Raw genomic sequence first — 19,563 nt, forward strand, 5'->3', positions numbered from 1 at the left:
ACCGGGGCCGCGGTGATCGCCGGCGTGGGGTGTGGCCGGGCCGGGCGCGCTCAGCGCAGGTAGGTGAGGACTCGGAAGCGCAGCCCGTCGGCCGATTCGTGCCAGCCCTCCGCGGGATCCGTCCCCGCCAGGCGGAAGTCGGCGGGGATCGCGGGGGCGAGGGTGTCGCCGGCGACCTCGAGGTCGATCTCGGTGACCACCAGGACCTCCGCGACCTCCATCGCCGCGGCGTAGATCGTGCCGCCGCCGATCACCCAGGTGGTCACCCCGGGGCCGGCCTCGCTCGCCGCGAGCTCGAGCGCCTCGGGCAGCGAGCGGGCGCGCACGGCGCCGGGCAGCTCGAGGTCGTCGTCGCGGGTGATGACGATGTTGGTGCGTCCGGGCAGGGGGCGGAAGCGCGGGGGGAAGGAGTCCCAGGTGCGGCGCCCCATGACGACGGGGCTGCCGGAGGTGGTGCGGCGGAAGTGCTTCAGGTCCTCCGGCAGGTGCCAGGGCATCGTGCCGCCGGCGCCGATCACGCCGCCGCGGGCCTGCGCCCAGATCATCCCGATCCCCGGCGCCTCCCCCGCGACATCGCCAGATGCCGCACCGCCTGCCGCACGGACATCCGCGCCGCCGTCCACCGCGCCCACCCCGTCGGCCGTGCTCACACCGCCACCGGCGCCTTGATGCCCGGATGGTGCTGGTAGCCCACGATCTCGATGTCCTCGAGCTCGTACTCGAGGATCGAGGCGGGCCGGCGGTTCAGCCGCAGCGTCGGGTACGGGAACGGCTCCCGCGCGAGCTGCCGCTCGACCTGCTCGACGTGGTTGTCGTAGATGTGGCAGTCCCCGCCGGTCCACACGAAGTCACCGACCTCGAGATCCGTCTGCTGGGCGACCATGTGGGTCAGCAGCGCGTAGCTCGCGATGTTGAACGGGACGCCGAGGAGCAGGTCGGCGCTGCGCTGGTACAGCTGGCAGGACAGCTTCCCGTCGTGCACCTCGAACTGGAACAGGGCGTGGCAGGGGGCGAGCGCCATGCGGGGGATGTCGGCCGGGTTCCAGGCGGAGACGATCAGGCGCCGCGAGTCGGGGTTCGTGCGGATCTGCTCGACGACGTCGGTGATCTGGTCGATCACGCCGCCGTCGGGCGTGGGCCACGAGCGCCACTGCGCCCCGTAGACCGGGCCGAGGTCGCCGTTCTCGTCGGCCCACTCGTCCCAGATCGTCACCCCGCGCTCCTGGAGCCAGCGCACGTTGGTGTCGCCGCGCAGGAACCACAGCAGCTCGAGGAACACCGACCGGGTGTGCACCCGCTTGGTGGTCAGCAGCGGGAAACCCTGAGAGAGGTCATAGCGGATCTGCCGACCGAAGAGGCTGCGGGTGCCGGTGCCGGTTCGGTCGCCCTTCGCGGCGCCGGTCTCGAGCACCTCGCGCAACAGGTCCTCGTAGGGGGTGGGGATGGTGGTCACCGGGGGAGCTCCTCGAGGTCGACGGCGGACGGGTCGGGGGCGGTTGTCTCGGAGTCGGGCCGGTCGGAGACGATCGGGTCGACGGAGGTCGGCTCGGAGGTGGTCTGCGCGCGGCGGCCGACGGCGGTCGAGTCGCGCGTGACCAGCGTGTAGGGCACGTCCACGGTCCGGGGCGGGCCGTCGTAGCCCGCGATCCGCTCGGTGATCAGGTCGAGCACGGTGGCGGCGAGCTGCTGCTTGTCGGGGGAGATGGTGGACAGCGACGGGGAGGTGAAGGGGGCGTCGGGGGTGTCGTCGTAGCCGATCACGGCGACGTCCTCGGGCACGCGCCGCCCCACCCGACGCAGCCTCGCGAGCACGCCGATCGCGAGGTCGTCGTTCGCGCACACCACCCCGTCGACGTCGGGCATGCGCTCGAGGAGCGCCGCCATCCCGTCGAAGCCGTCCTGGCGATGCCAGTCCCGCACCTCCTGCAGCACGGCGGAGGCGGGGTCCATGCCGTGCTCGCGCAGCGCCCGCTTGAATCCCGCCCGACGCAGCGTGCCGGAGCTGTGCGGCTGCTCGCCGTGGGGCGAGGTGATCGCGCCGAGGAAGCCGAGCTGCGTGCGGCCCTGCGCGATCAGGTGCGAGGTCGCGTCGAAGGAGGCCGCCTCGTTGTCGATGCGGACGTAGTCCGACCCACGCGGCAGCGCCTCCGGCAGGTGCTCGCCGATGAACACGGTGGGCTGGCTGGTGTGATCCATGCGCGCCAGCTCCTCCTCCCACAGGTGCAGCGGGTTGAAGATGACGCCGTCGCCGAGCACGCGCTCGAAGCCCTGCAGCACGGTGCGCTCCGCCTCGGGGCCGCCCTCCGTGGTGTGCACGATGATCGTCAGCCGCCGCCGCTGGGCCGCCTCGATGAAGGCCTGCGCGATGTCGGAGAAGTAGGTGAAGGTCAGCGACGGCAGCGCGAGCGTGATCATCCCCGACGACCCGGTGCGCAGCTGCTGCGCGGCGACCTGCGGGCGGTAGCCCACCTGCGCGATGGCGGCCTGCACCCGCTCGCGGGTCTCGGGCTTCACGTGGGGGTAGTCGTTGACGACGTTGGAGACCGTCTTGATCGACACCCCGGCCAGCTCGGCGACGTCGCGCAGCCGCGGCGGGCGGTGCCGACCGGTCGGCGGGGCGGGGGGAGTCATGGCGATGATTCTCGCACCGACGGGGGAGCGGTGGCGGGCGCCGGGCCGAGGTCACGTCGCTCGGCGGGGTGCGGCGCCCGAAACCCCGGCAGACTTGGGGGAATTCGGCCCGAATTAGCCCAAGTCTGTGGGGGTTCTCGCCGCGGGGGTCGGTGGACGAGGGGAGAATGTCCGTTGACTCGCCGCCCGCCCTGTGACAGGCTTGTTTGCAACGTTGTAGAACTTGGATTGCAGCGTCTACTCAGCAGCGCCCACACCGCTCAGCCCCGCCCGGCCCGGTCCGTCGCATCGTCGCGACCCGGCCCCGCCCCCGAAGGATCCTCACTGTGGCCTCGACCCTCGCCCTCACCCTGAACCCCGCCTTCCGCGTCGCCCCGGTGCGCCGCCGCACCTTCGGCGCCTTCGTCGAGCACCTGGGCCGGTGCGTCTACACCGGCATCTACGAGCCCGAGCACCCGAGCGCCGACGCCGACGGCTTCCGTGCGGACGTCCTCGCCCTCACCCGTGAGCTCGGCGTGAGCTCGGTGCGCTACCCGGGCGGCAACTTCGTCTCCGGCTACCGCTGGGAGGACGGCGTCGGCCCCGTCGAGGAGCGCCCCGCCCGCCACGACCTCGCCTGGCACTCCACCGAGCCGAACACCGTGGGCCTCGACGAGTTCATGGCCTGGGCGAAGAAGGCTGAGGTCGAGCCGATGTACGCCGTGAACCTCGGCACCCGCGGCATCGAGGAGGCCCTCGACGTCCTGCAGTACGCGAACGCCCCCACCGGCATCGCCCTGTCCGACCAGCGCGCCGAGAACGGTCACGAGGAGCCCTACGGCATCCGCATGTGGTGCCTCGGCAACGAGATGGACGGCCCGTGGCAGGCCGGTCACAAGACCGCCGAGGAGTACGCCCGCATCGCCACCGAGGCGGCCCGGCTGATGAAGCAGGAGGATCCGGAGCTCGAGCTCATCGCCTGCGGCTCCTCCAGCTCCTCCATGGAGACCTTCGCGGCCTGGGAGAACACCGTCCTGACGGAGTCCTACGACCTCGTCGACATGATCTCCGCCCACGCCTACTACTCGGAGAAGGACGGCGACCAGGCCTCCTTCCTCGCATCGGCCGACGACATGGACCACTTCATCGACTCCGTCGTCGCGACCGCCGATCACGTGCGCGCGAAGCTCAAGCGCGAGAAGCGGATCATGATCAGCTTCGACGAGTGGAACATCTGGTACCAGCACCGTGCCGAGTCCCGCCCGCCGAGCGGCGATGACTGGCCCGTCGCTCCGGTGCTGCTCGAGGACACCTACAACGCGATGGACGCGGTGGTCTTCGGCAACCTGCTGATCTCCCTGCTGCGCCACAGCGACCGCGTCGCCTCCGCCTCCCTCGCCCAGCTGGTCAACGTGATCGCCCCGATCATGACCGCCCCCGGCGGGGACGCCTGGAAGCAGACCACCTTCCATCCCTTCGCCCTCACTTCCGCGCACGCCCGCGGCGAGGTGCTCGATGTGCGCCTCAGCTCGCCGCGCTTCGAGAACCCGCGCTTCGGCAGCAGCGCCTCGGGCGACGCCGTCGCCACCTGGGACGAGGAGTCCGGTGCGCTCAGCGTGTTCGTCGTGAACCGCGGGGCCGACGAGGAGCTCGCCCTCGACGCCGACCTCTCCTCCTTCGGCGACCTCGAGCTGGTCGAGGCCGTCACCCTGCACCACGAGGACCCCTACGCCGCCAACACCCGGGACGCCCCGGAGACCGTGGTCCCCGCGGCGAACGACTCGATCGCGCTCGAGGACGGCCGGCTCGTCGGCTCCCTCCCCGCGATCTCCTGGTCCCTCGTCCGCCTCGCCCGCCGCTGACCCGTCGACCCCCGAACTGGAGCATCCGCCTCATGACCGAGAACGCGCCCACCCTCGCGAGCGACCTCGTCTCCGCGCTGACCACCCCCGCCGGTGGGTCCACCGGACCCAGCGCCCGCCGCACCACCGGACCCGCACGGGTCGTCGTCGATCTGGACCTGCCCGGCGCCACGATCTCCCGGCATCTGTACGGCCATTTCGCCGAGCATCTGGGTCGGTGCATCTACGGCGGGTTCTTCGTCGGCGAGGACTCGGAGATTCCCAACACCCGGGGGATCCGGGACGACGTGGTGGCGGCGCTGCGGGCGCTGCACATCCCGAACCTGCGCTGGCCGGGCGGCTGCTTCGCCGATGAGTACCACTGGAAGGACGGCATCGGCCCGCGCGATCAGCGGCCGCGGATGGTGAACTCCCACTGGGGCGACGTCGTGGAGGACAACTCCTTCGGCACCCACGAGTTCCTGGATCTCGTCGAGCTGCTGGGCACCGAGGCGTACGTGAACGGGAACGTCGGCTCGGGCACGGTGCAGGAGATGAGCGAGTGGATCGAGTACCTGACCCGGGCGGATGACTCGCCGATGGCGGCGCTGCGCCGGGCGAACGGTCGGGACGAGCCGTGGAAGGTGCCGTTCTTCGGGATCGGCAACGAGTCCTGGGGCTGCGGTGGGAACATGCGCGCCGAGGACTACGCGGCACTGGCCAGGCAGTACTCGACCTTCGTCCGCGACCACGCCGGGAACGAGGTCACCCGGATCGCGGCCGGCGCCTCCGACGGCGACCTCGCCTGGACCGAGTCGCTCATGCGCGCGGTCACGAACGTCGAGCACGCCGACGGGAAGGCCGGCCCCTACCAGGCCATCTCCCTGCACTACTACACGATGTCGGGGCCGTGGTCGGACAAGGGCTCGGCCACCGAGTTCACCGAGGACGAGTGGTACCTGACCCTCGCCCGCGCCGCCCGCGCGGAGGAGCATGTGGCCCGCCATGCGACCGTCATGGACCGCTACGACCCGCATCGCAAGGTGGGTCTGGTCCTGGACGAGTGGGGCACCTGGTGGAACGTCGAGCCGGGCACCAACCCGGGCTTCCTGTACCAGCAGAACACCGTGCGGGACGCCCTGGTCGCGGCGATCCACTTCGACGGCTTCCACCGTCACGCGGACCGTCTGATCATGGCGAACATCGCGCAGACCGTGAACGTGCTGCAGGCGATGATCCTCACCGACCCGGAGACCGGCGCGCTCGTCCTCACCCCGACCTACCATGTGTTCGCCATGAACGCCGGGCACCAGGACGCCGCCGCGCTCGACGCCCACGTGCTCCTGCCCGAGGAGTCCGAGGTGGTCGACGGCCGGGTGCTGCCCCGCATCTCCGCCTCCGCCTCGCTGCGCGCCGAGGAGGGCACCGCGCTGATCTCGCTGTCGAACCTCGACGCCGCCGAGCCCCGCACCCTCGTCCTGGACCTGCGCGGCCGCGAGGTCGTGGGCCACACGGCGACCGTGCTCACCGGCGCCACGACCGCCGCGCACAACACCCCCGAGCAGCCCGAGGCCGTCGCGCCCGCGCCGCTCACAGACGTGCGCGAGCACCCGGCCGGGCTCGAGGTGACCCTGCCGCCGCATTCCGTGGCGACGGTGCAGCTGCAGCTCGGCTGAGGCGCAGGCTGCGGCCGACGGGCCGAACGGCCGACGGGCCGGCACCTCGGGGAGGGATCCCCGGGGTGCCGGCCCGTCGTCGTGCGCGGGGGAGGGGCCGACGGGGCGCGCCGCGCCTTCGACCCGCCGCGCGGGCGTCCGAGACCGCAGAATCTTTGTCAACCGAGGGGTTGACGACCCTGTTTACGGGGCGTAGCGTCCCGGTTATCAACCAGCTGGTTGAGGAGCGGAGGGTGATGGACGCCGACGATCTCTCGAAGGCCTTCGCCGCCCTCGCCGACCCCACGCGGCGGGATCTCGTCTCCCGCCTGACCCTCGGTGACGCCACCGTGGGCGAGCTCGCCGCTCCCTATGACATCTCGCTGCAGGCCGTGAGCAAGCACCTCGCGGTCCTCGAATCCGCCGGCCTGGTCACCCGCCGGCGCGACGCCCAACGGCGCCCCGTCCACCTTCACGCCGAGGTGCTCGGGGAGCTGACCGCCTGGATCGACCGCCATCGCATCGCTGCCGAGGCCCGGATGTCCCGGCTCGACGAGGCGCTGGCGGAGCTCAGCAGCACCGACACCGAGGAGACCCCGTCATGACCACCACCGACCGCCTCACCACCGCCGCCATCGAGGCCGACCCCGAGCTGCCCCTCATCCGCATCACCCGGGACTTCCGGGCGAGTGCCGCGCAGCTCTTCCGCGCCCACACCAACCCCGAGATCTACTCGCGATGGTGCGGACCCAAGAGCCTCGACACCCGCATCGACCACTGGGATGCTCGCACCGGCGGTTCCTGGGCCTTCACCACCATCGACCGCGCGACCGAGGAGGAGTACTCCTTCCACGGCTGCTTCCACGAGGTCCGCGAGGACCGCCTCGTGCAGACCTTCACCTTCGACGGCTGGCCCGACGGCGTCTCCCTGGACACGATGACCTTCGAGGATCTCGGCGACGGCTGGACTCGCATGCACAGCACGTCGCTGCTCGACTCCTTTGAGGGGCGCGCCGCGATGCTCGAGAGCGGCATGGAGGTCGGCGTGAACGAGGGCTACGAGAAGCTCGACGCCCTGCTCGAGGGCGGGTCCGTCGGGGGCTGACACCTGCTCGCGCAGCAGGCGCCGCCGGTCGCCCCGTTGCGGGCGGCCGGCGCCGCCGTGTCACCTCACTGGTACGACACGAACCAGGGCCGCGGTTCGACGGCGTAGGTCTCCTCGGGCGTGAAGGTGGGGGAGTCCTCGTCGTAGAAGTTCTTCCACGCCATGAAGATCCCCTCCGGCAGGCCCTGCTGGAGGGCGTTCCAGGTGGCGAGCTTGTCGCCGGGCGCGCCGTGACCGTCGGCGTGGAGGGTGATCGCGAGCTCGGCGCGGGAGGTGTCGATCGTCTCCCGCTCGGTGATCATCCGCAGCGTGAACTGGTGCAGGATCAGCAGCTTCTGCGGCAGGCCGTGCTCGGCGGTGAGGTCCGCCAGCCACGTGACCACCGAGTTCACCTCCGCGCCGCCGACCGAGCCGATCTGCTCGAGGTGCTTCTGGCCGGGCTTCAGCCGCCACTCGGAGTCCAGCGCGAGGCCCACGTGCGGCTCGAGCAGCAGCTCCTCGTAGCGCTTCGCCTGGGTGAGGAAGTCGGTGGTGCCGGGCTGGAGATCCAGCACCACGTACACCCCGGCCTCGCCCGCCGCGTCGACCCATTCCCGCAGCGAGTCCACGGAGAGCTCCCGCGAGTAGTCGCCGTCGCCGCCGGGGGTGTCCGCGGCGATCGTCGCGATGATCTCGAAGGCGGGGATCACCAGCTCGTCGGTGAGTCCCTGGTAGTCGGCGGCGAGCTGCTGCGTGCGGGCGATCGTCTCCTCGAGCCCCTGCTCGCCGAGGATCCCCAGCGAGGGCACGCCGGGGGAGCCGTAGGCCGCGATCATCCGCCGACCGGGGAAGGCGATCTGCCCTCCGCCCGGCAGCTCCGGGGTCGTCGCGGCGTGCTCGAGTGCGGCGGCGAGGGAGTCGGTCGCGCCGAAGCTCTCGCCGAGGGCGAGCACGCCCGTCGTCGGATCCTCGCCGGCGGCGGTTCGCGCCACGGCGACGGAGTCGGCGCTCCGGCCCAGCTGGCCGCCGGGCACCTGGGCGACGGTCCCGCCGGCGGCGGTGACCAGGGCCGACGCGACCGGCGCGGCGGGCAGGGCCTGCTCCGGGTCCAGCAGCAGGGTGAGTCGTTCGGGGGCGGCGCCGACGGTGACCGTCGGCAAGTCGGCGGAGGGATCCTCCGCGGCGAGGTTTACCTCGAGGATGTCCCGGCCCTCACCGAGTGCGCCGGCATCCTGGCCCGCGGGGATCAGCAGGGTGCGCGCGCCGAGCCGGTCCAGCTCCTCGCCCACCTGCTCCTCCGTGATCTCCCCGTCGGGGCCGACGAGCAGCGGCACCTGCGCGGGGCCGATGAGCGCAGCGAGGGCGTCGGCCGCCTCGGTGGGGGCCAGGGCCACCACCTCCGCGGACTCGACCAGCAGGGCGCTCAGCGAGAGCGCGGTCGCGGCGGGGGAGGCGGCGGGGAGGACGGCCGACGGGGTCGGGTCGGCGACGAAGACGATGCCCGCCTCGTCGGCGTCCGTGCAGGCCGCGAGGGCGGGCAGGACGGGGACGGCCGCGATCGCGACGGCCGTGCGGGCGAGCGCCCGGCGGGATAGGAGTGCGCGGGTCAGGAGCGGGCGGGCGCCCCCGTCGGCCGCGGCGGAGCCGGAGCCAGCGCCGCCGGAACCGGGCGCGACCGGCCCGGCGCCCCCGTCGGCCGGTCCGCCGTTCCCCGCCCCCGGAACGGACCCTCCGGTGCGTCGTGCTCCCACTGCCTCACGCCCTTCCCGTCGCGGCGGCGCGGGGTGTCTCCCCGGCCCGCGGCCGCCGCCATGGTGGCAGATCCGCGGCGCGAAAGGTGATTCTCGTGTCGGTTCCGGCCCAGAACGCGGGATCTGCGCCGAGACCCCGTACGTTGAAGGGACGGACGCCGCAGCGGGACCCGAACCCGCGCGCTCCACCACAGACCTCTGTCCCTGTCCCTCCGTCGAAGGAAACCTCCTCCATGCCCTCCCCCCGCACCAAGCTCTCCGCTCCGCCGCGCCTGCCGAAGAACGGCATGCGCATCACCCCGCTCGGCGGCCTCGGCGAGGTCGGCCGCAACATGACGGTGTTCGAGCACGCCGGCAAGCTGATGATCGTCGACTGCGGCGTGCTCTTCCCCGAGGAGCACCAGCCCGGCATCGACGTGATCCTCCCGGACTTCACCTCGATCCGCGACCGCCTCCAGGACATCGAGTGCATCGTCCTCACCCACGGCCACGAGGACCACATCGGCGGTGTCCCGTACCTGCTTAAGGAGCGCGCGGACATCCCGCTGATCGGCTCCGAGCTGACTCTCGCCTTCCTCACCGCGAAGCTCAAGGAGCACCGCATCACCCCCAAGACCGTGCAGGTCGAGGCGGGGCAGAAGCACCGCGCCGGGGTCTTCGACCTCGAGTTCGTGGCTGTGAACCACTCCATCCCGGACAGCCTCGCGGTCGCCATCCGCACCAAGGCCGGGACCGTGCTGTGCACCGGCGACTTCAAGATGGACCAGTTCCCGCTCGACGGCCGCATCACCGACCTGCGGGCCTTCGCGCGCCTCGGCGAGGAGGGTGTGGACCTCTTCCTCACCGACTCCACCAACGCCGAGGTCCCCGGCTTCACCATGAGCGAGCGGGATCTCACCCCCGCGATCGACCGGGTGTTCGCCACCTCGCCGCGCCGCATCATCGTCTCGAGCTTCGCCAGCCACGTGCACCGCATCCAGCAGGTGCTCGACGCCGCGCACGCCGCCGGCCGCAAGGTCGCCTTCGTCGGCCGCTCCATGGTGCGCAACATGAAGATCGCGAGCGACCTCGACTACCTCGACATCCCCAAGGGACTCGTCGTCGACTTCCGCAAGATCCAGTCGATGCCCGACCACAAGGTCACCCTGATCTGCACCGGCTCCCAGGGTGAGCCGATGGCGGCGCTGGCCCGCATGGCCAACGGCGACCACCAGATCCAGGTGGGCGAGGGCGACACGGTGCTTATGGCCTCCTCGCTGATCCCCGGCAACGAGAACGCGATCTACGGGATCATCAACAAGCTCACCGACCTCGGCGCGAACATCGTCCACAAGGGCAACGCGAAGGTCCACGTCTCCGGTCACGCGAGCGCCGGCGAGCTCGTGTACTGCTACAACATCGTGAAGCCGAAGAACGTCATGCCGGTGCACGGCGAGTCCAAGCACCTCCACGCCAACGCCGAGCTGGCCCGCAAGACGGGTGTGCCGGAGAAGAACGTGGTCATCGCGCAGGACGGCGTGACCGTCGACCTCATCGCCGGCCAGGCGAAGATCTCCGGCAAGGTCGAGGCCGGGCTCGTGTACGTCGACGGGCAGACCATCGGCGCCGCCACCGAGGACACCCTCGCCGAGCGCCGGCTGCTCTCCGGCGGCGGCGTGGTCACCGTGGTCGCGCTGATCGACCCGAAGACCCACAAGCCGGTCGAGCCGGTCGAGTTCCTCACCAAGGGTTTCGTCCACGACAAGAAGACCTTCCAGGGAGCTGCCGCGCAGGTCGAGAAGGCCCTCGTCCAGACCAGGACCGACGGCATCGACGACATCGCGAAGATCGAGGAGATCGTCGTCGAGACCGTCAGCACCCACCTGCGCCGCACCTACCGCCGCGAGCCCGCGGTGATGGCCGTGGTCATCGACGCCTGAGCGGGCGTTCGGGGCCGACGGACGCTCCGTCGGCACCGCCCTGCTCTCCGACGGCCCCTCCGGCCCGCCTCGCGGCGGCGCGGGGGGGGGGCCGTCGGCGTGGGCGTCACGTGCGGAGTCCAGGGCGGGGGCGTCGGCGGGATGCTGCCTGGCGGAGCGCTCGCGAATAGCCCAGCGCGCCCGCTTCGCCCCGGCGTCCCACTCCGTGGACGATGTGTGTCAGGTCACCACGTGGGAACGTTCGGGGCCTAGGCTTCAGGGATGTTCTCCTGCCTCTCGCCCGGCGCACTCGGGCTCACCCTGGACCACACCACCGCCATCGATCTCGCCGTGACGCACGGCTTCGGGGGCGTCGACCCCGACCCCGGCCACTTCCGCACCCTCCTCGAGGAGAAGGGCCTGCAGGCCGTCGTCGAGCACGGCGACGCCGTGAAGGCCAAGGGGCTGAGCTGGGGCATCTCCGGCCTGCCGATCGGCCTGGACTCCTCCGCCGAGGAGTTCCGGAGGTCGCTCGGCGCCCTGCCCGACGCCCTCGAACTGCTCACCGCCGCGGGCGTCACCGCCGTCGGCACCTGGATCCGCCCCATGCACGACGCCCTCGACCACCGCGAGAACTGGCGCCTCCACGCGGGCCGTCTCGCCCTCGTCTCCGAGATCCTCGCCGACCACGGCCTGCGCCTGGGCCTGGAGTACATCGGCCCGAAGACCTTCTGGTCCACCGAGCGCTTCCCCTTCATCCACGGCATCCGCGAGGCGCGCGAGCTGATCGCCGAGACCGGGGCGAGCAACATCGGCCTCATCCTCGACAGCTACCACTGGTACACCGCGGGGGAGTCGGCGGCGGACCTCGAGGGCCTCACCGACGCGGACATCGTCTCTGTCGACATCAACGACGCCCGCGCCGACCGCGAGCGGGACGAGCAGATGGACCTCGACCGCCGCCTGCCCTTCGACACCGGAGTCATCGACCTCGACGGTTTCCTCGGCGCCGTGCACGCCGCCGGGTACACCGGGCCGGTGAAGGTCGAGCCGTTCATGAAGAGCCTCGCCGAGCAGCCCGTCGACGAGGTCCTCGCGGACATCTCGCAGCGCCTGGACCGCGCGGTCGCCCCGCGCTGAGGTCCCGGAGGCGCGCCGGTGCCCTCACCCCACGCGGTGGCGGGCCCGGTGCGCGGAGGGGCTCCGCCCGTGCGCGGCCCTGAAGCGGCGCGAGAAGTACAGGGGGTCCGGGTAGCCGACGCGTCGCGCGTTCTCGGCGACCGGATCCGGGGTCATCTCCAGCAGGCGGGCCGCCAGCTCGAGGCGCTGCGCCTCGACGTAGCCGCGCACCGAGGTCACCACCTGCGCGGCGAACAGGTGCGCGAGCCGCGAGGGGGAGAGGTGCGCGAGACGCGCCAGTCGGGGCACGTCGAGCTCCTCGTCGAGGTGGGCGTCGATGTGCTCGAGCACCCACAGCACTCGCTCGTCGAGCCGGTGGCGTCGCGGATTCTGCGAGTCGTACCAGAGCAGCGCCGCCTCGAGACCGTTCAGGGCGAACAGCTCCGGTCGGCCGACGGCGAGACGCGTGGCGCGCGCCGGTTATGCCCGAGAGTCCAGGGCTCCTGGGGTGGGACGGGCGATCGGGGCGGTGTTCACGCAGCCTTCGGACCACCTGACCAGACGCGATGCAGTGAAGGGATGATGTCGCCCATGACTCCGATCCATGACGCTCTGTCCACCGGGGAGGGCCTCCCGGCGGCCTCCGGCCAGCGCGCCCGTCTCCGCACCCTTCTCGGCCTCGACGGCCCCGCCCCTACGGCCGCGGGCCCTGTCGCCGATCCCGATGCCGGCACTGCCGCTTCCGCCCTCCCCGACCCGTCCACCACGGGTCGTCTCGTCGACCCGCCCGAGCGCGAGGACGACGGCCCGCAGCTGGTCACGGTGCGCACCGGTTCGGGCGTCGAGCTCCCCGCTTTCCTGCTGCGCCCTGCCCCGGAGCGGGCGACGGGCGCGGCGGTGGTGCTCGTCGCGGGCCACGGCCCGGGCATCGACGGGCTCGTCGCGGAGGATCCGGCCGATGAGTACCACGACCGGCTTGCGCACAAGCTCGTCGCCCGTGGCGTGACGGTGCTGGCCCCGGAGATGCTCTCCTTCGGGCGGCGCCGCACGGAGTCCGCCCGCCCGGACCTCGAGCCGGCCGGCCCGGGCGACAGCTCGTGCGGCATCGACGCGGCCCGCTTCCTCCTCCACGGCCGGCCGGTGATGGGGCAGCGGGTCGCCGATGCCGCCGCCGCGGCCGACGCGCTGCGCGCCCTGCCCGGCGTGGACGCGGAGCGGGTCGCCGTCGCGGGCGGTTCCGGTGGGGGAGCGGTCGCGCTGCTTCTCGCCGCCGCGGTGCCCGAGTTGGCAGGAGCGCTGGTCGCGAACTACTTCTCGTCCTTCGCCGCGAGCATCGCCGCGATCCGCCACTGCCCCTGCAACATCATCCCGGGGCTCCTCCCGGAGCTCGAGATGGCCGACATCGCCGCGCTGATCGCGCCGCGACCGCTGGTCCTCGAGGCGGGGGAGGAGGACCCGATCTTCCCGATCGCCGCGACCCGCGCGGCCCACGCCGGCCTCGCGCCCGCCTGGAGTGCGCAGGGCGCCGAGCCCCCGACGCTCGTGGTCACCCCCGGCGGCCACGCCTTCCGCGGGGAGGAGTCCGTGGAGCGGCTGCTCGCGCTGCTCGGCTGACCTGCGGCGGCCGGCCCGGCTCAGACCGACGGCTGCAGTGTCACCGTCACGGGCGCCTCGTCCCGCAGCTCGACGGTGGCCCGCAGCTCCCCGTGGCGCACTCGGTGGAGCCCCAGCGCCCCCGGGCCGACGGCGCGCAACGAGAGCCCGGTGACGGCGCCGTCCTGCCAGGTCATGTCCACGGCCACGCCGGGGCGGGCGCGCAGTCCGCGCATGGATCCGGAGGCCAGAATCGGGGCCGCGGCGGGGAGCAGCTCGATCTCGCCGCGGTGGCTCTGCACGAGGCACTCCGCGATCGCGGCGACGATGCCGATGTTGCCGTCGATCTGGAACGGCGGATGTGCGGAGAACAGGTTCGGGTATAGCCCGCTGCGCTCGGAGCCGTCAGGCAGCTCGGCGGGGCGCAGGAACAACTCGAGCAGATCCTGGACCTTGTCCGCCCGGCGCAACCGAGCCCACAGAGCCGTCTTCCAGGCCAGCGACCAACCGGTCGCCTCGTCGCCGCGCGCCTCCATCGAGGCGACCACCGCGGCCGACACCTCCGGCGGCTGCGGGGTCGCGCCGGGGTACTCGAAGCCCAGGTGGGAGACGTGCCGGTGGGTCGGCTCCACCTCGCCGACCCCGTCGAGGTGCCATTCGAGGACGCGGCCGTCGGCGCCGAGGCGGGGGCCGGGGATCCTCGGGAGCGCCGCGGCTGCCTCCCGCACCACCTCGTCTTCGCTCCGGCCCAGCAGCTCCGCCGAGGCCAGCAACGATCCGAGCACGTCGTGCAGCAGCCAGCGGTCCATCCCGCCGCCCGCGGTGAGCGCGACCGCCTCGCCGCCCGCGGTGAGCCACTCGTTCTCGGGGGAGGTGGAGGGGAAGGTGACCAGCGTGCCGTCCTCCGCCTCGTGCAGCAGGTCGAGCGCGAACGCCGCCGCCTCCCGCAGGGCGGGGAAGCGGCGCTCGGCGATCGCCGCGGGGTCCTCGCCGCTGAAGGAGGCGATCGAGTCCAGCTCGCGCTCGAGCCACAGCCCGCCCATCGGCCAGGTCGCCCACTTCGGGTCCCCGGACACCGGATCGGTGTACCCCCAGGGATCGGAGTTGTGGTGCACGGTCCAGCCGCGCGCTCCGTACAGCCGGCGCGCCGTCTCCTGTCCCGCCCGGCGCAGCATCGCCGTGTAGCCCTCGAGCGCCTCGGCCGCTCCGGGCACGTGGGCCACGCCCGCCGCCCAGTGGTTCATCTCGAGGTTGATGTTCACCGTGTAGTTCGAGTTCCACGGCGCGAGCACCTTGTCGTTCCAGATCCCCTGCAGGTTCGCGGGCGGCAGCCCGGCCCGCGAGGACGAGGCGAGCAGGTGCCGGCCGTAGGCGACCATGGTGGCGAGCAGCTGCGCGGACTCCGAGCCGTCGAGCTCGAGCGCGACCTCGTCGATGCCGGGCAGCGGGGTCTCGCGGTGGCGGCGTCGCAGCTCGTCCTCGCCCCGCTCGAGGGCCTGCTCCGCCTGCGCGGTCGTCGCGGCGAGCAGCTCCTCGAGGTCGCGGTCGGGCTGCTGCCCGAGCCCCTGCCAGGTGGTCCCGATCGCGCAGGTGACCAGCAGGCGCCCGCCCTCTCGGCGGGTGCGCACCACCACGACGGCGCGGCTCGCGCCCTCCTCGTCCCAGGCGAGCTCCGCCAGGTCCGCGTGGCGGGTGGGGACGCCGTCCGACGGGGCGCGCAGCACCACCGCGAGTCCGTGCTCGTCGGCGATCCGACGCTCCTCGACGAGCGGGGAGGTGAGCGCGAGCGCCACCGCGGTGCCCGTCGGGCAGGGCATGGCGTGGACCAGCACCTCGTCGGCGAGGCCCACCAGGGTGACGTGCTCCTCGCCGCTCGCGTGCACCCGGTGCTCGGCGCGCGCGAGGTCGAGCACGCGCTCGTAGTCGGCCGGTGCGGAAGCCTCGGGACCGTCGAGGCGCACGACGAGCTCGCCGACGGGCTGGTACGCCTGCGACCAGGCGGCCCCGAGCTCCTCGAGGGCCTCCTGTGCCGCGCGCACCTCGCCCCGGCGGAACAGGTCCCAGGCTCGCCGGCGCGCCGCCTCCGCGTCCTCGGCGCTGGTGTGCCACCGCTCGGTGGTGGTGGGAGATCCCGACCACAGCGTCGACTCGTTGAGGCTGAAGCGGGGCGCCGTCGGATCACCCCAGACCATCGCACCGATCCGACCATTGCCGAGGGGGAGGGCCTCGAGCCAGCGATCTGCGGGACGGGGGCGACGGATGTCCGTGCAAGATGCCATGGAGTATCTCCCGAGGAGGGTAGAGGAAAGGAGGGGTAGTGCTGTGGCGCCGACGGGCAGACCGGGTGGCGCGGCAGGCGGTGCGACGAGAGTGGCGGTCGCGCCGATCTCACGAGATTCATCCTATGTGTGAGGCCCGTCGGCGTCGAGGGGTCGACCGAGGGAAAGTGCTTGCCCCGTCGGCCGGGACGTGATTGACTGATACCCAGGAAAGCGGTTGCCCTTTGGGGTGACGGACGATCACCGAGGACCGTCCTCTCCGCGATCCCCTTCGCCCCCCGGCCCGGGCCCGCCCCGGCATCACGACCACGACCGCGCGACCCCGACCCCCAGGAGTTCTCCATGGCCACTCGCAGCATCGGCATCATCGTCAACGGCGCCACCGGGCGGATGGGCTATCGCCAGCATCTCGTCCGCTCGCTCCTCGCGATCCGCGAGCAGGGCGGGGTCCTGCTCGCCGACGGCGACCGTCTCCTGCCCGAGCTGCTGCTCGTCGGCCGCAACGAGGAGAAGCTGCGCGGCGTCGCGGAGAAGCACGGCCTGGACAACTGGACCACCGACGTCGACGCGGCGCTCGACGACGCGGACTACGAGGTCTACTTCGACGCCCTGGTCACGAACCTGCGCGTGGAGAACCTCAAGAAGGCGATCGCCGCCGGCAAGGCGATCTACACCGAGAAGCCCACCGCCGAGACCTTCGAGGAGGCCCTCGAGCTGGCCCGCCTCGCGAAGGCCGCGGGCACCGTCTCCGGCGTCGTCCACGACAAGCTCTACCTCCCCGGCCTGCTCAAGCTTCGCCGCCTCATCGACTCCGGCTTCTTCGGCGAGATCCTCTCCGTGCGCGGCGAGTTCGGCTACTGGGTCTACGAGGGCGACTGGCAGACCGCCCAGCGCCCCTCCTGGAACTACCGCAGCGAGGACGGCGGCGGCATCGTCGCCGACATGTTCCCCCACTGGAACTACGTCATCGAGGACCTCTTCGGTCGCATCGAGGACGTCTACGCCCAGACCGCGACCCACATCGGCACCCGCTGGGACGAGAAGGGCGAGGCCTACACCGCCACCGCCGACGACGCCGCCTACGGCGTCTTCCGCCTCGAGGGCGGCACGGTCGTGCAGATGAACTCCAGCTGGGACGTGCGCGTGCACCGCGACGAGCTGGTCGAGTTCCAGGTCGACGGCACGAAGGGCTCCGCCGTCGTCGGCCTGCACGGCGCCCGCATCCAGCCGCGCGAGGCGACGCCCAAGCCGGTCTGGAACCCGGACGTCCGCGACCCCCACGACTACCGCGCCGACTGGATCGAGGTCCCCGACAACCAGGGCCCCGACGGCTACGACAACGGCTTCAAGGTGCAGTGGGAGGACTTCCTGCGCCACTACGTCGAGGGCCGCCCCTACCCCTTCGACCTGCTCGCCGGTGCGCGCGGCGTGCGGCTGGCCGAGACGGGGCTGCGCTCCGCCGCCGAGGGCCGCCGCATCTCCCTCGACCCGCTCACCGAGGCCTGAGCCCGATGACCGCGATGCCGGATCAGCTCCGACTCACGCTCCTCGACGAGGACGGCTCCCTGCGCGAGGTCGACCTCGGCGGCGCCGCCTCCTTCCCGCCCCCGTCGGCGCCGCTGCGCTCCCGCACCGTGTTCGCCGCGGTGCACGTGACCCCGCAGGTCCACGGGGACAACACCCCCGGCGCCCCGGCGGACATCGACTGGGATACGACCCTCGCCTTCCGCCGCACCATGTGGCGTCGGGGTCTCGGGGTCGCCGACGCCATGGACACCGCCCAGCGCAACATGGGCCTCGATGCCGCCGCGACCCGCGAGCTGATCGCCCGCAGCGCCGACGCCGCCCGCGCCGCGCTCGCCGATCCCGAGATCGCGGCCGTCTTCCCCGCGGGCGCGCAGGTGCGAGACCTCGTCGTGGCCGGCGTCTCCACCGATCAGCGGGCCGAGACGGAGCTGAGCCTCGATCAGATCGTCGACGCCTACACCGAGCAGCTCGCCGCGACCGAGGCGACCGGTGCCGGGGCGGTGCTCATGGCCTCCCGCCACCTCGCCCGCGCGGCCCGCTCCGCCGCGGACTACGAGGACGTCTACCGCCGCGTGCTCGAGACCGCGAGCGAGCCCGTGGTCCTGCACTGGCTCGGCACCGCCTTCGACCCGAACCTCGAGGGCTACTTCGGCTCGGTCGACACCGCCGAGGCCTCCGAGACCCTGCTGCGCATCATCGGCGAGTACCCCTCCCGGATCCGCGGCGTGAAGATGAGCCTGCTCGACGACGCCGCCGAGGTCGCGGTCCGCGAGCGGCTACCCGAGGGCGTCACCATGTTCACCGGCGACGACTTCCACTTCTCGCACCTCATCGTCGGCGACGGCACCGGCACACCGGCCGACGGGGCGAGGGTGCACGGCGCATACTCCGACGCGCTGCTCGGCGCCTTCGCGGTCACCGCTCCGGCGGCGTCCGCCGCGGTGCAGGCGCTCGACGCGGGCGATGCCGACGAGGCCCGCCGCATCCTCGACGCCTCCGAGGAGCTGGCCCGCCACGTCTTCTCCGCCCCGACCTACCACTACAAGACCGGCGTCGCGTTCATGGCCTGGCTCAACGGCCACCAGCGGGCCTTCACCATGATCGGCGGCCTGCATTCAGCGCGCAGCCTGCCGCACCTGTCCCGCACCATCGAGCTCGCCGCCGCGACCGGCGACCTCGAGGACCCGGCGCTCGCCGCCGAGCGCTGGCACGGGATGCTCCGCCTGAACGGCTACGACGTGCAGGGAGGCACCCGATGAACGTCCCGCCCTCCGAGAAGATCGGCCACGGCACCCCGCGCCTGTCGATCAACCGTTGGACCTGCCGCACCACCGGGGTGCAGGAGTTCCTCGAGGCCACCGCCTCCCACGGGATCGACGCCGTGGGCCTGTGGCGACAGGACGTCGCCGAGGTGGGTCTCGACGCGCTCCGCCGACGGGTCGACGACGCCGGCCTGCGGGTGAGCACCCTGTGCCGCGGCGGCTTCCTCACCGCCTCCGCGGACGCGGACCGCGCCGCGGCGCTCGAGGACAACCGTCGGGCGATCGACGAGGCCACCGGGCTCGGCGCCCCCACGCTGGTGCTCGTCGTCGGCGGGGTGGACCGGGCCGACAAGGACATCGTCGGCGCCCGCGCCCGCGTCACCGAGGCGATCGCCGAGCTCGCGCCGTACGCGGAGGAGCGCGGCGTGACGCTGTCGCTCGAGCCGCTGCACCCGATGTTCGCCGCCGACCGAGCCGTGCTCTCCACGATCGACCAGGCCCTCGACATGGCCGAGGCCTCCGGCAGCCCCGCCGCCGGGGTCGTCGTGGACACCTATCACGTGTGGTGGGACCCGTATCTGCCGCGGGCGATCCAGCGCGCCGCCGAGGCGGACCGACTGTTCAGCTACCAGGTGTGCGACTGGAACCTGCCGCTCGCCGCCGAGCCGCTGAACTCCCGCGGCTACATGGGCGACGGCTATATCGACTTCCCGTCGATCACCTCGATGATCCGCGGCGCCGGGTACACGGGCGACATCGAGGTGGAGATCTTCCACGAGGACGTCTGGGCCACCCCCGTCGACGACGCGCTGCGGATCATCGCCGAGCGCTTCGAACAGCTGGTCCTGCCGCACGCGTGAGCCGGGGCAGCGGGGGGGGGGGGGGGGGGGGGGGGGGGGGGATATCTACGCCCCGCCCCCACCATCCGCACCCAACCCAATACA

The 19,563-nt window shown here is 72.4% G+C and carries 16 protein-coding genes; 10 read left to right on the forward strand and 6 right to left on the reverse strand.

Annotation, left to right across the window (positions count from 1 at the left end; all coding sequences use genetic code 11):
* Positions 1-50: 50 nt before the first annotated feature.
* From V1260_RS07460 to V1260_RS07470, 3 genes are read right to left on the reverse strand one after another with little or no spacing between them, the layout of a single operon-like run.
* Positions 51-650: a dihydrofolate reductase gene (locus V1260_RS07460; RefSeq protein WP_442878138.1), complete on the reverse strand. Its 600-nt coding sequence runs from the start codon at positions 648-650 to the stop codon at positions 51-53.
* Entirely contained in the window at positions 647-1,453 is an 807-nt protein-coding gene (locus tag V1260_RS07465; protein WP_329746186.1) for a thymidylate synthase, read from the reverse strand. Before V1260_RS07465 ends, V1260_RS07460 begins: the two co-directional genes overlap by 4 nt.
* Positions 1,450-2,631: a LacI family DNA-binding transcriptional regulator gene (locus V1260_RS07470; protein WP_329746187.1), complete on the reverse strand. Its 1,182-nt coding sequence runs from the start codon at positions 2,629-2,631 to the stop codon at positions 1,450-1,452. Before V1260_RS07470 ends, V1260_RS07465 begins: the two co-directional genes overlap by 4 nt.
* A gap of 326 nt (positions 2,632-2,957) precedes the next feature.
* On the opposite strand from V1260_RS07470, the gene arfA reads away from it, so the two are divergent.
* The 4 genes from arfA to V1260_RS07490 all read left to right on the forward strand — a co-directional run bounded on the left by arfA (position 2,958) and on the right by V1260_RS07490 (position 7,211).
* Entirely contained in the window at positions 2,958-4,472 is a 1,515-nt protein-coding gene (gene arfA / locus V1260_RS07475) for an arabinosylfuranosidase ArfA (RefSeq protein WP_329746188.1), read from the forward strand.
* Between the two features lie 32 nt (positions 4,473-4,504).
* On the forward strand, positions 4,505-6,127 hold the full coding sequence (locus V1260_RS07480) for an alpha-N-arabinofuranosidase (protein WP_329746189.1): 1,623 nt from the start codon (positions 4,505-4,507) through the stop codon (positions 6,125-6,127).
* A gap of 236 nt (positions 6,128-6,363) precedes the next feature.
* Positions 6,364-6,711 carry an ArsR/SmtB family transcription factor gene (locus tag V1260_RS07485; protein ID WP_329746190.1) on the forward strand — a complete coding sequence of 116 codons (348 nt, stop codon included), beginning with the start codon at positions 6,364-6,366 and terminating at the stop codon, positions 6,709-6,711.
* Positions 6,708-7,211 (forward strand): SRPBCC family protein, encoded by a 504-nt coding sequence (locus tag V1260_RS07490; protein ID WP_329746191.1) that lies wholly within the window; start codon positions 6,708-6,710, stop codon positions 7,209-7,211. The genes V1260_RS07485 and V1260_RS07490 overlap by 4 nt, the downstream gene beginning before the upstream one ends.
* Positions 7,212-7,276: 65 nt before the next feature.
* Here the strand turns inward: V1260_RS07490 and V1260_RS07495 are convergent, their stop codons facing one another.
* Positions 7,277-8,941 (reverse strand): hypothetical protein, encoded by a 1,665-nt coding sequence (locus V1260_RS07495; RefSeq protein ID WP_329746192.1) that lies wholly within the window; start codon positions 8,939-8,941, stop codon positions 7,277-7,279.
* 233 nt (positions 8,942-9,174) lie between these two features.
* On the opposite strand from V1260_RS07495, the gene V1260_RS07500 reads away from it, so the two are divergent.
* Positions 9,175-10,860 carry a ribonuclease J gene (locus V1260_RS07500; RefSeq protein WP_329746193.1) on the forward strand — a complete coding sequence of 562 codons (1,686 nt, stop codon included), beginning with the start codon at positions 9,175-9,177 and terminating at the stop codon, positions 10,858-10,860.
* 261 nt (positions 10,861-11,121) lie between these two features.
* Positions 11,122-11,979 carry a sugar phosphate isomerase/epimerase family protein gene (locus V1260_RS07505; protein WP_329746194.1) on the forward strand — a complete coding sequence of 286 codons (858 nt, stop codon included), beginning with the start codon at positions 11,122-11,124 and terminating at the stop codon, positions 11,977-11,979.
* Between the two features lie 24 nt (positions 11,980-12,003).
* Here V1260_RS07505 and V1260_RS07510 read toward each other — a convergent pair whose 3' ends face one another.
* Positions 12,004-12,309, reverse strand: a complete 306-nt coding sequence (locus V1260_RS07510; RefSeq protein ID WP_329746195.1) for a helix-turn-helix domain-containing protein — start codon at positions 12,307-12,309, stop codon at positions 12,004-12,006.
* Between the two features lie 240 nt (positions 12,310-12,549).
* Between V1260_RS07510 and V1260_RS07515 the strand changes: the two genes are divergently transcribed.
* Positions 12,550-13,572, forward strand: coding sequence for a dienelactone hydrolase family protein (locus V1260_RS07515; protein WP_329746196.1), 1,023 nt, complete (start codon positions 12,550-12,552; stop codon positions 13,570-13,572).
* Positions 13,573-13,592: 20 nt separating this feature from the next.
* On the opposite strand, the gene V1260_RS07520 is transcribed toward V1260_RS07515, so the two are convergent.
* Positions 13,593-15,830 carry a glycosyl hydrolase family 95 catalytic domain-containing protein gene (locus tag V1260_RS07520; RefSeq protein WP_329746197.1) on the reverse strand — a complete coding sequence of 746 codons (2,238 nt, stop codon included), beginning with the start codon at positions 15,828-15,830 and terminating at the stop codon, positions 13,593-13,595.
* Between the two features lie 342 nt (positions 15,831-16,172).
* Here V1260_RS07520 and V1260_RS07525 point away from each other — a divergent pair, with 342 nt between their 5' ends.
* The 3 genes from V1260_RS07525 to V1260_RS07535 are packed head-to-tail and all read left to right on the forward strand — an operon-like array spanning position 16,173 to position 19,479.
* Positions 16,173-17,336: a Gfo/Idh/MocA family protein gene (locus V1260_RS07525; protein ID WP_329746198.1), complete on the forward strand. Its 1,164-nt coding sequence runs from the start codon at positions 16,173-16,175 to the stop codon at positions 17,334-17,336.
* A gap of 5 nt (positions 17,337-17,341) precedes the next feature.
* Positions 17,342-18,616, forward strand: a complete 1,275-nt coding sequence (locus V1260_RS07530; protein WP_442878139.1) for a DUF993 family protein — start codon at positions 17,342-17,344, stop codon at positions 18,614-18,616.
* Complete coding sequence (locus V1260_RS07535; RefSeq protein WP_329746199.1) at positions 18,613-19,479, forward strand: sugar phosphate isomerase/epimerase family protein; 867 nt, start codon at positions 18,613-18,615, stop codon at positions 19,477-19,479. Before V1260_RS07530 ends, V1260_RS07535 begins: the two co-directional genes overlap by 4 nt.
* The last annotated feature ends 84 nt before the right edge of the window (positions 19,480-19,563 follow it).

It is taken from the genome of Brachybacterium sp. J144 (genome assembly GCF_036321705.1).
Taxonomy (GTDB): domain Bacteria; phylum Actinomycetota; class Actinomycetes; order Actinomycetales; family Dermabacteraceae; genus Brachybacterium.

Coding starts and splice junctions, on each gene's coding strand:
- V1260_RS07470 (WP_329746187.1), bottom strand. CDS start 2,631: ATGACTCCCCCCGCCCCGCCGACCGGTCGGCACCGCCCGCCGCGGCTG.
- V1260_RS07480 (WP_329746189.1), top strand. CDS start 4,505: ATGACCGAGAACGCGCCCACCCTCGCGAGCGACCTCGTCTCCGCGCTG.
- V1260_RS07485 (WP_329746190.1), top strand. CDS start 6,364: ATGGACGCCGACGATCTCTCGAAGGCCTTCGCCGCCCTCGCCGACCCC.
- V1260_RS07490 (WP_329746191.1), top strand. CDS start 6,708: ATGACCACCACCGACCGCCTCACCACCGCCGCCATCGAGGCCGACCCC.
- V1260_RS07500 (WP_329746193.1), top strand. CDS start 9,175: ATGCCCTCCCCCCGCACCAAGCTCTCCGCTCCGCCGCGCCTGCCGAAG.
- V1260_RS07505 (WP_329746194.1), top strand. CDS start 11,122: ATGTTCTCCTGCCTCTCGCCCGGCGCACTCGGGCTCACCCTGGACCAC.
- V1260_RS07515 (WP_329746196.1), top strand. CDS start 12,550: ATGACTCCGATCCATGACGCTCTGTCCACCGGGGAGGGCCTCCCGGCG.
- V1260_RS07520 (WP_329746197.1), bottom strand. CDS start 15,830: ATGGCATCTTGCACGGACATCCGTCGCCCCCGTCCCGCAGATCGCTGG.
- V1260_RS07525 (WP_329746198.1), top strand. CDS start 16,173: ATGGCCACTCGCAGCATCGGCATCATCGTCAACGGCGCCACCGGGCGG.
- V1260_RS07530 (WP_442878139.1), top strand. CDS start 17,342: ATGACCGCGATGCCGGATCAGCTCCGACTCACGCTCCTCGACGAGGAC.
- V1260_RS07535 (WP_329746199.1), top strand. CDS start 18,613: ATGAACGTCCCGCCCTCCGAGAAGATCGGCCACGGCACCCCGCGCCTG.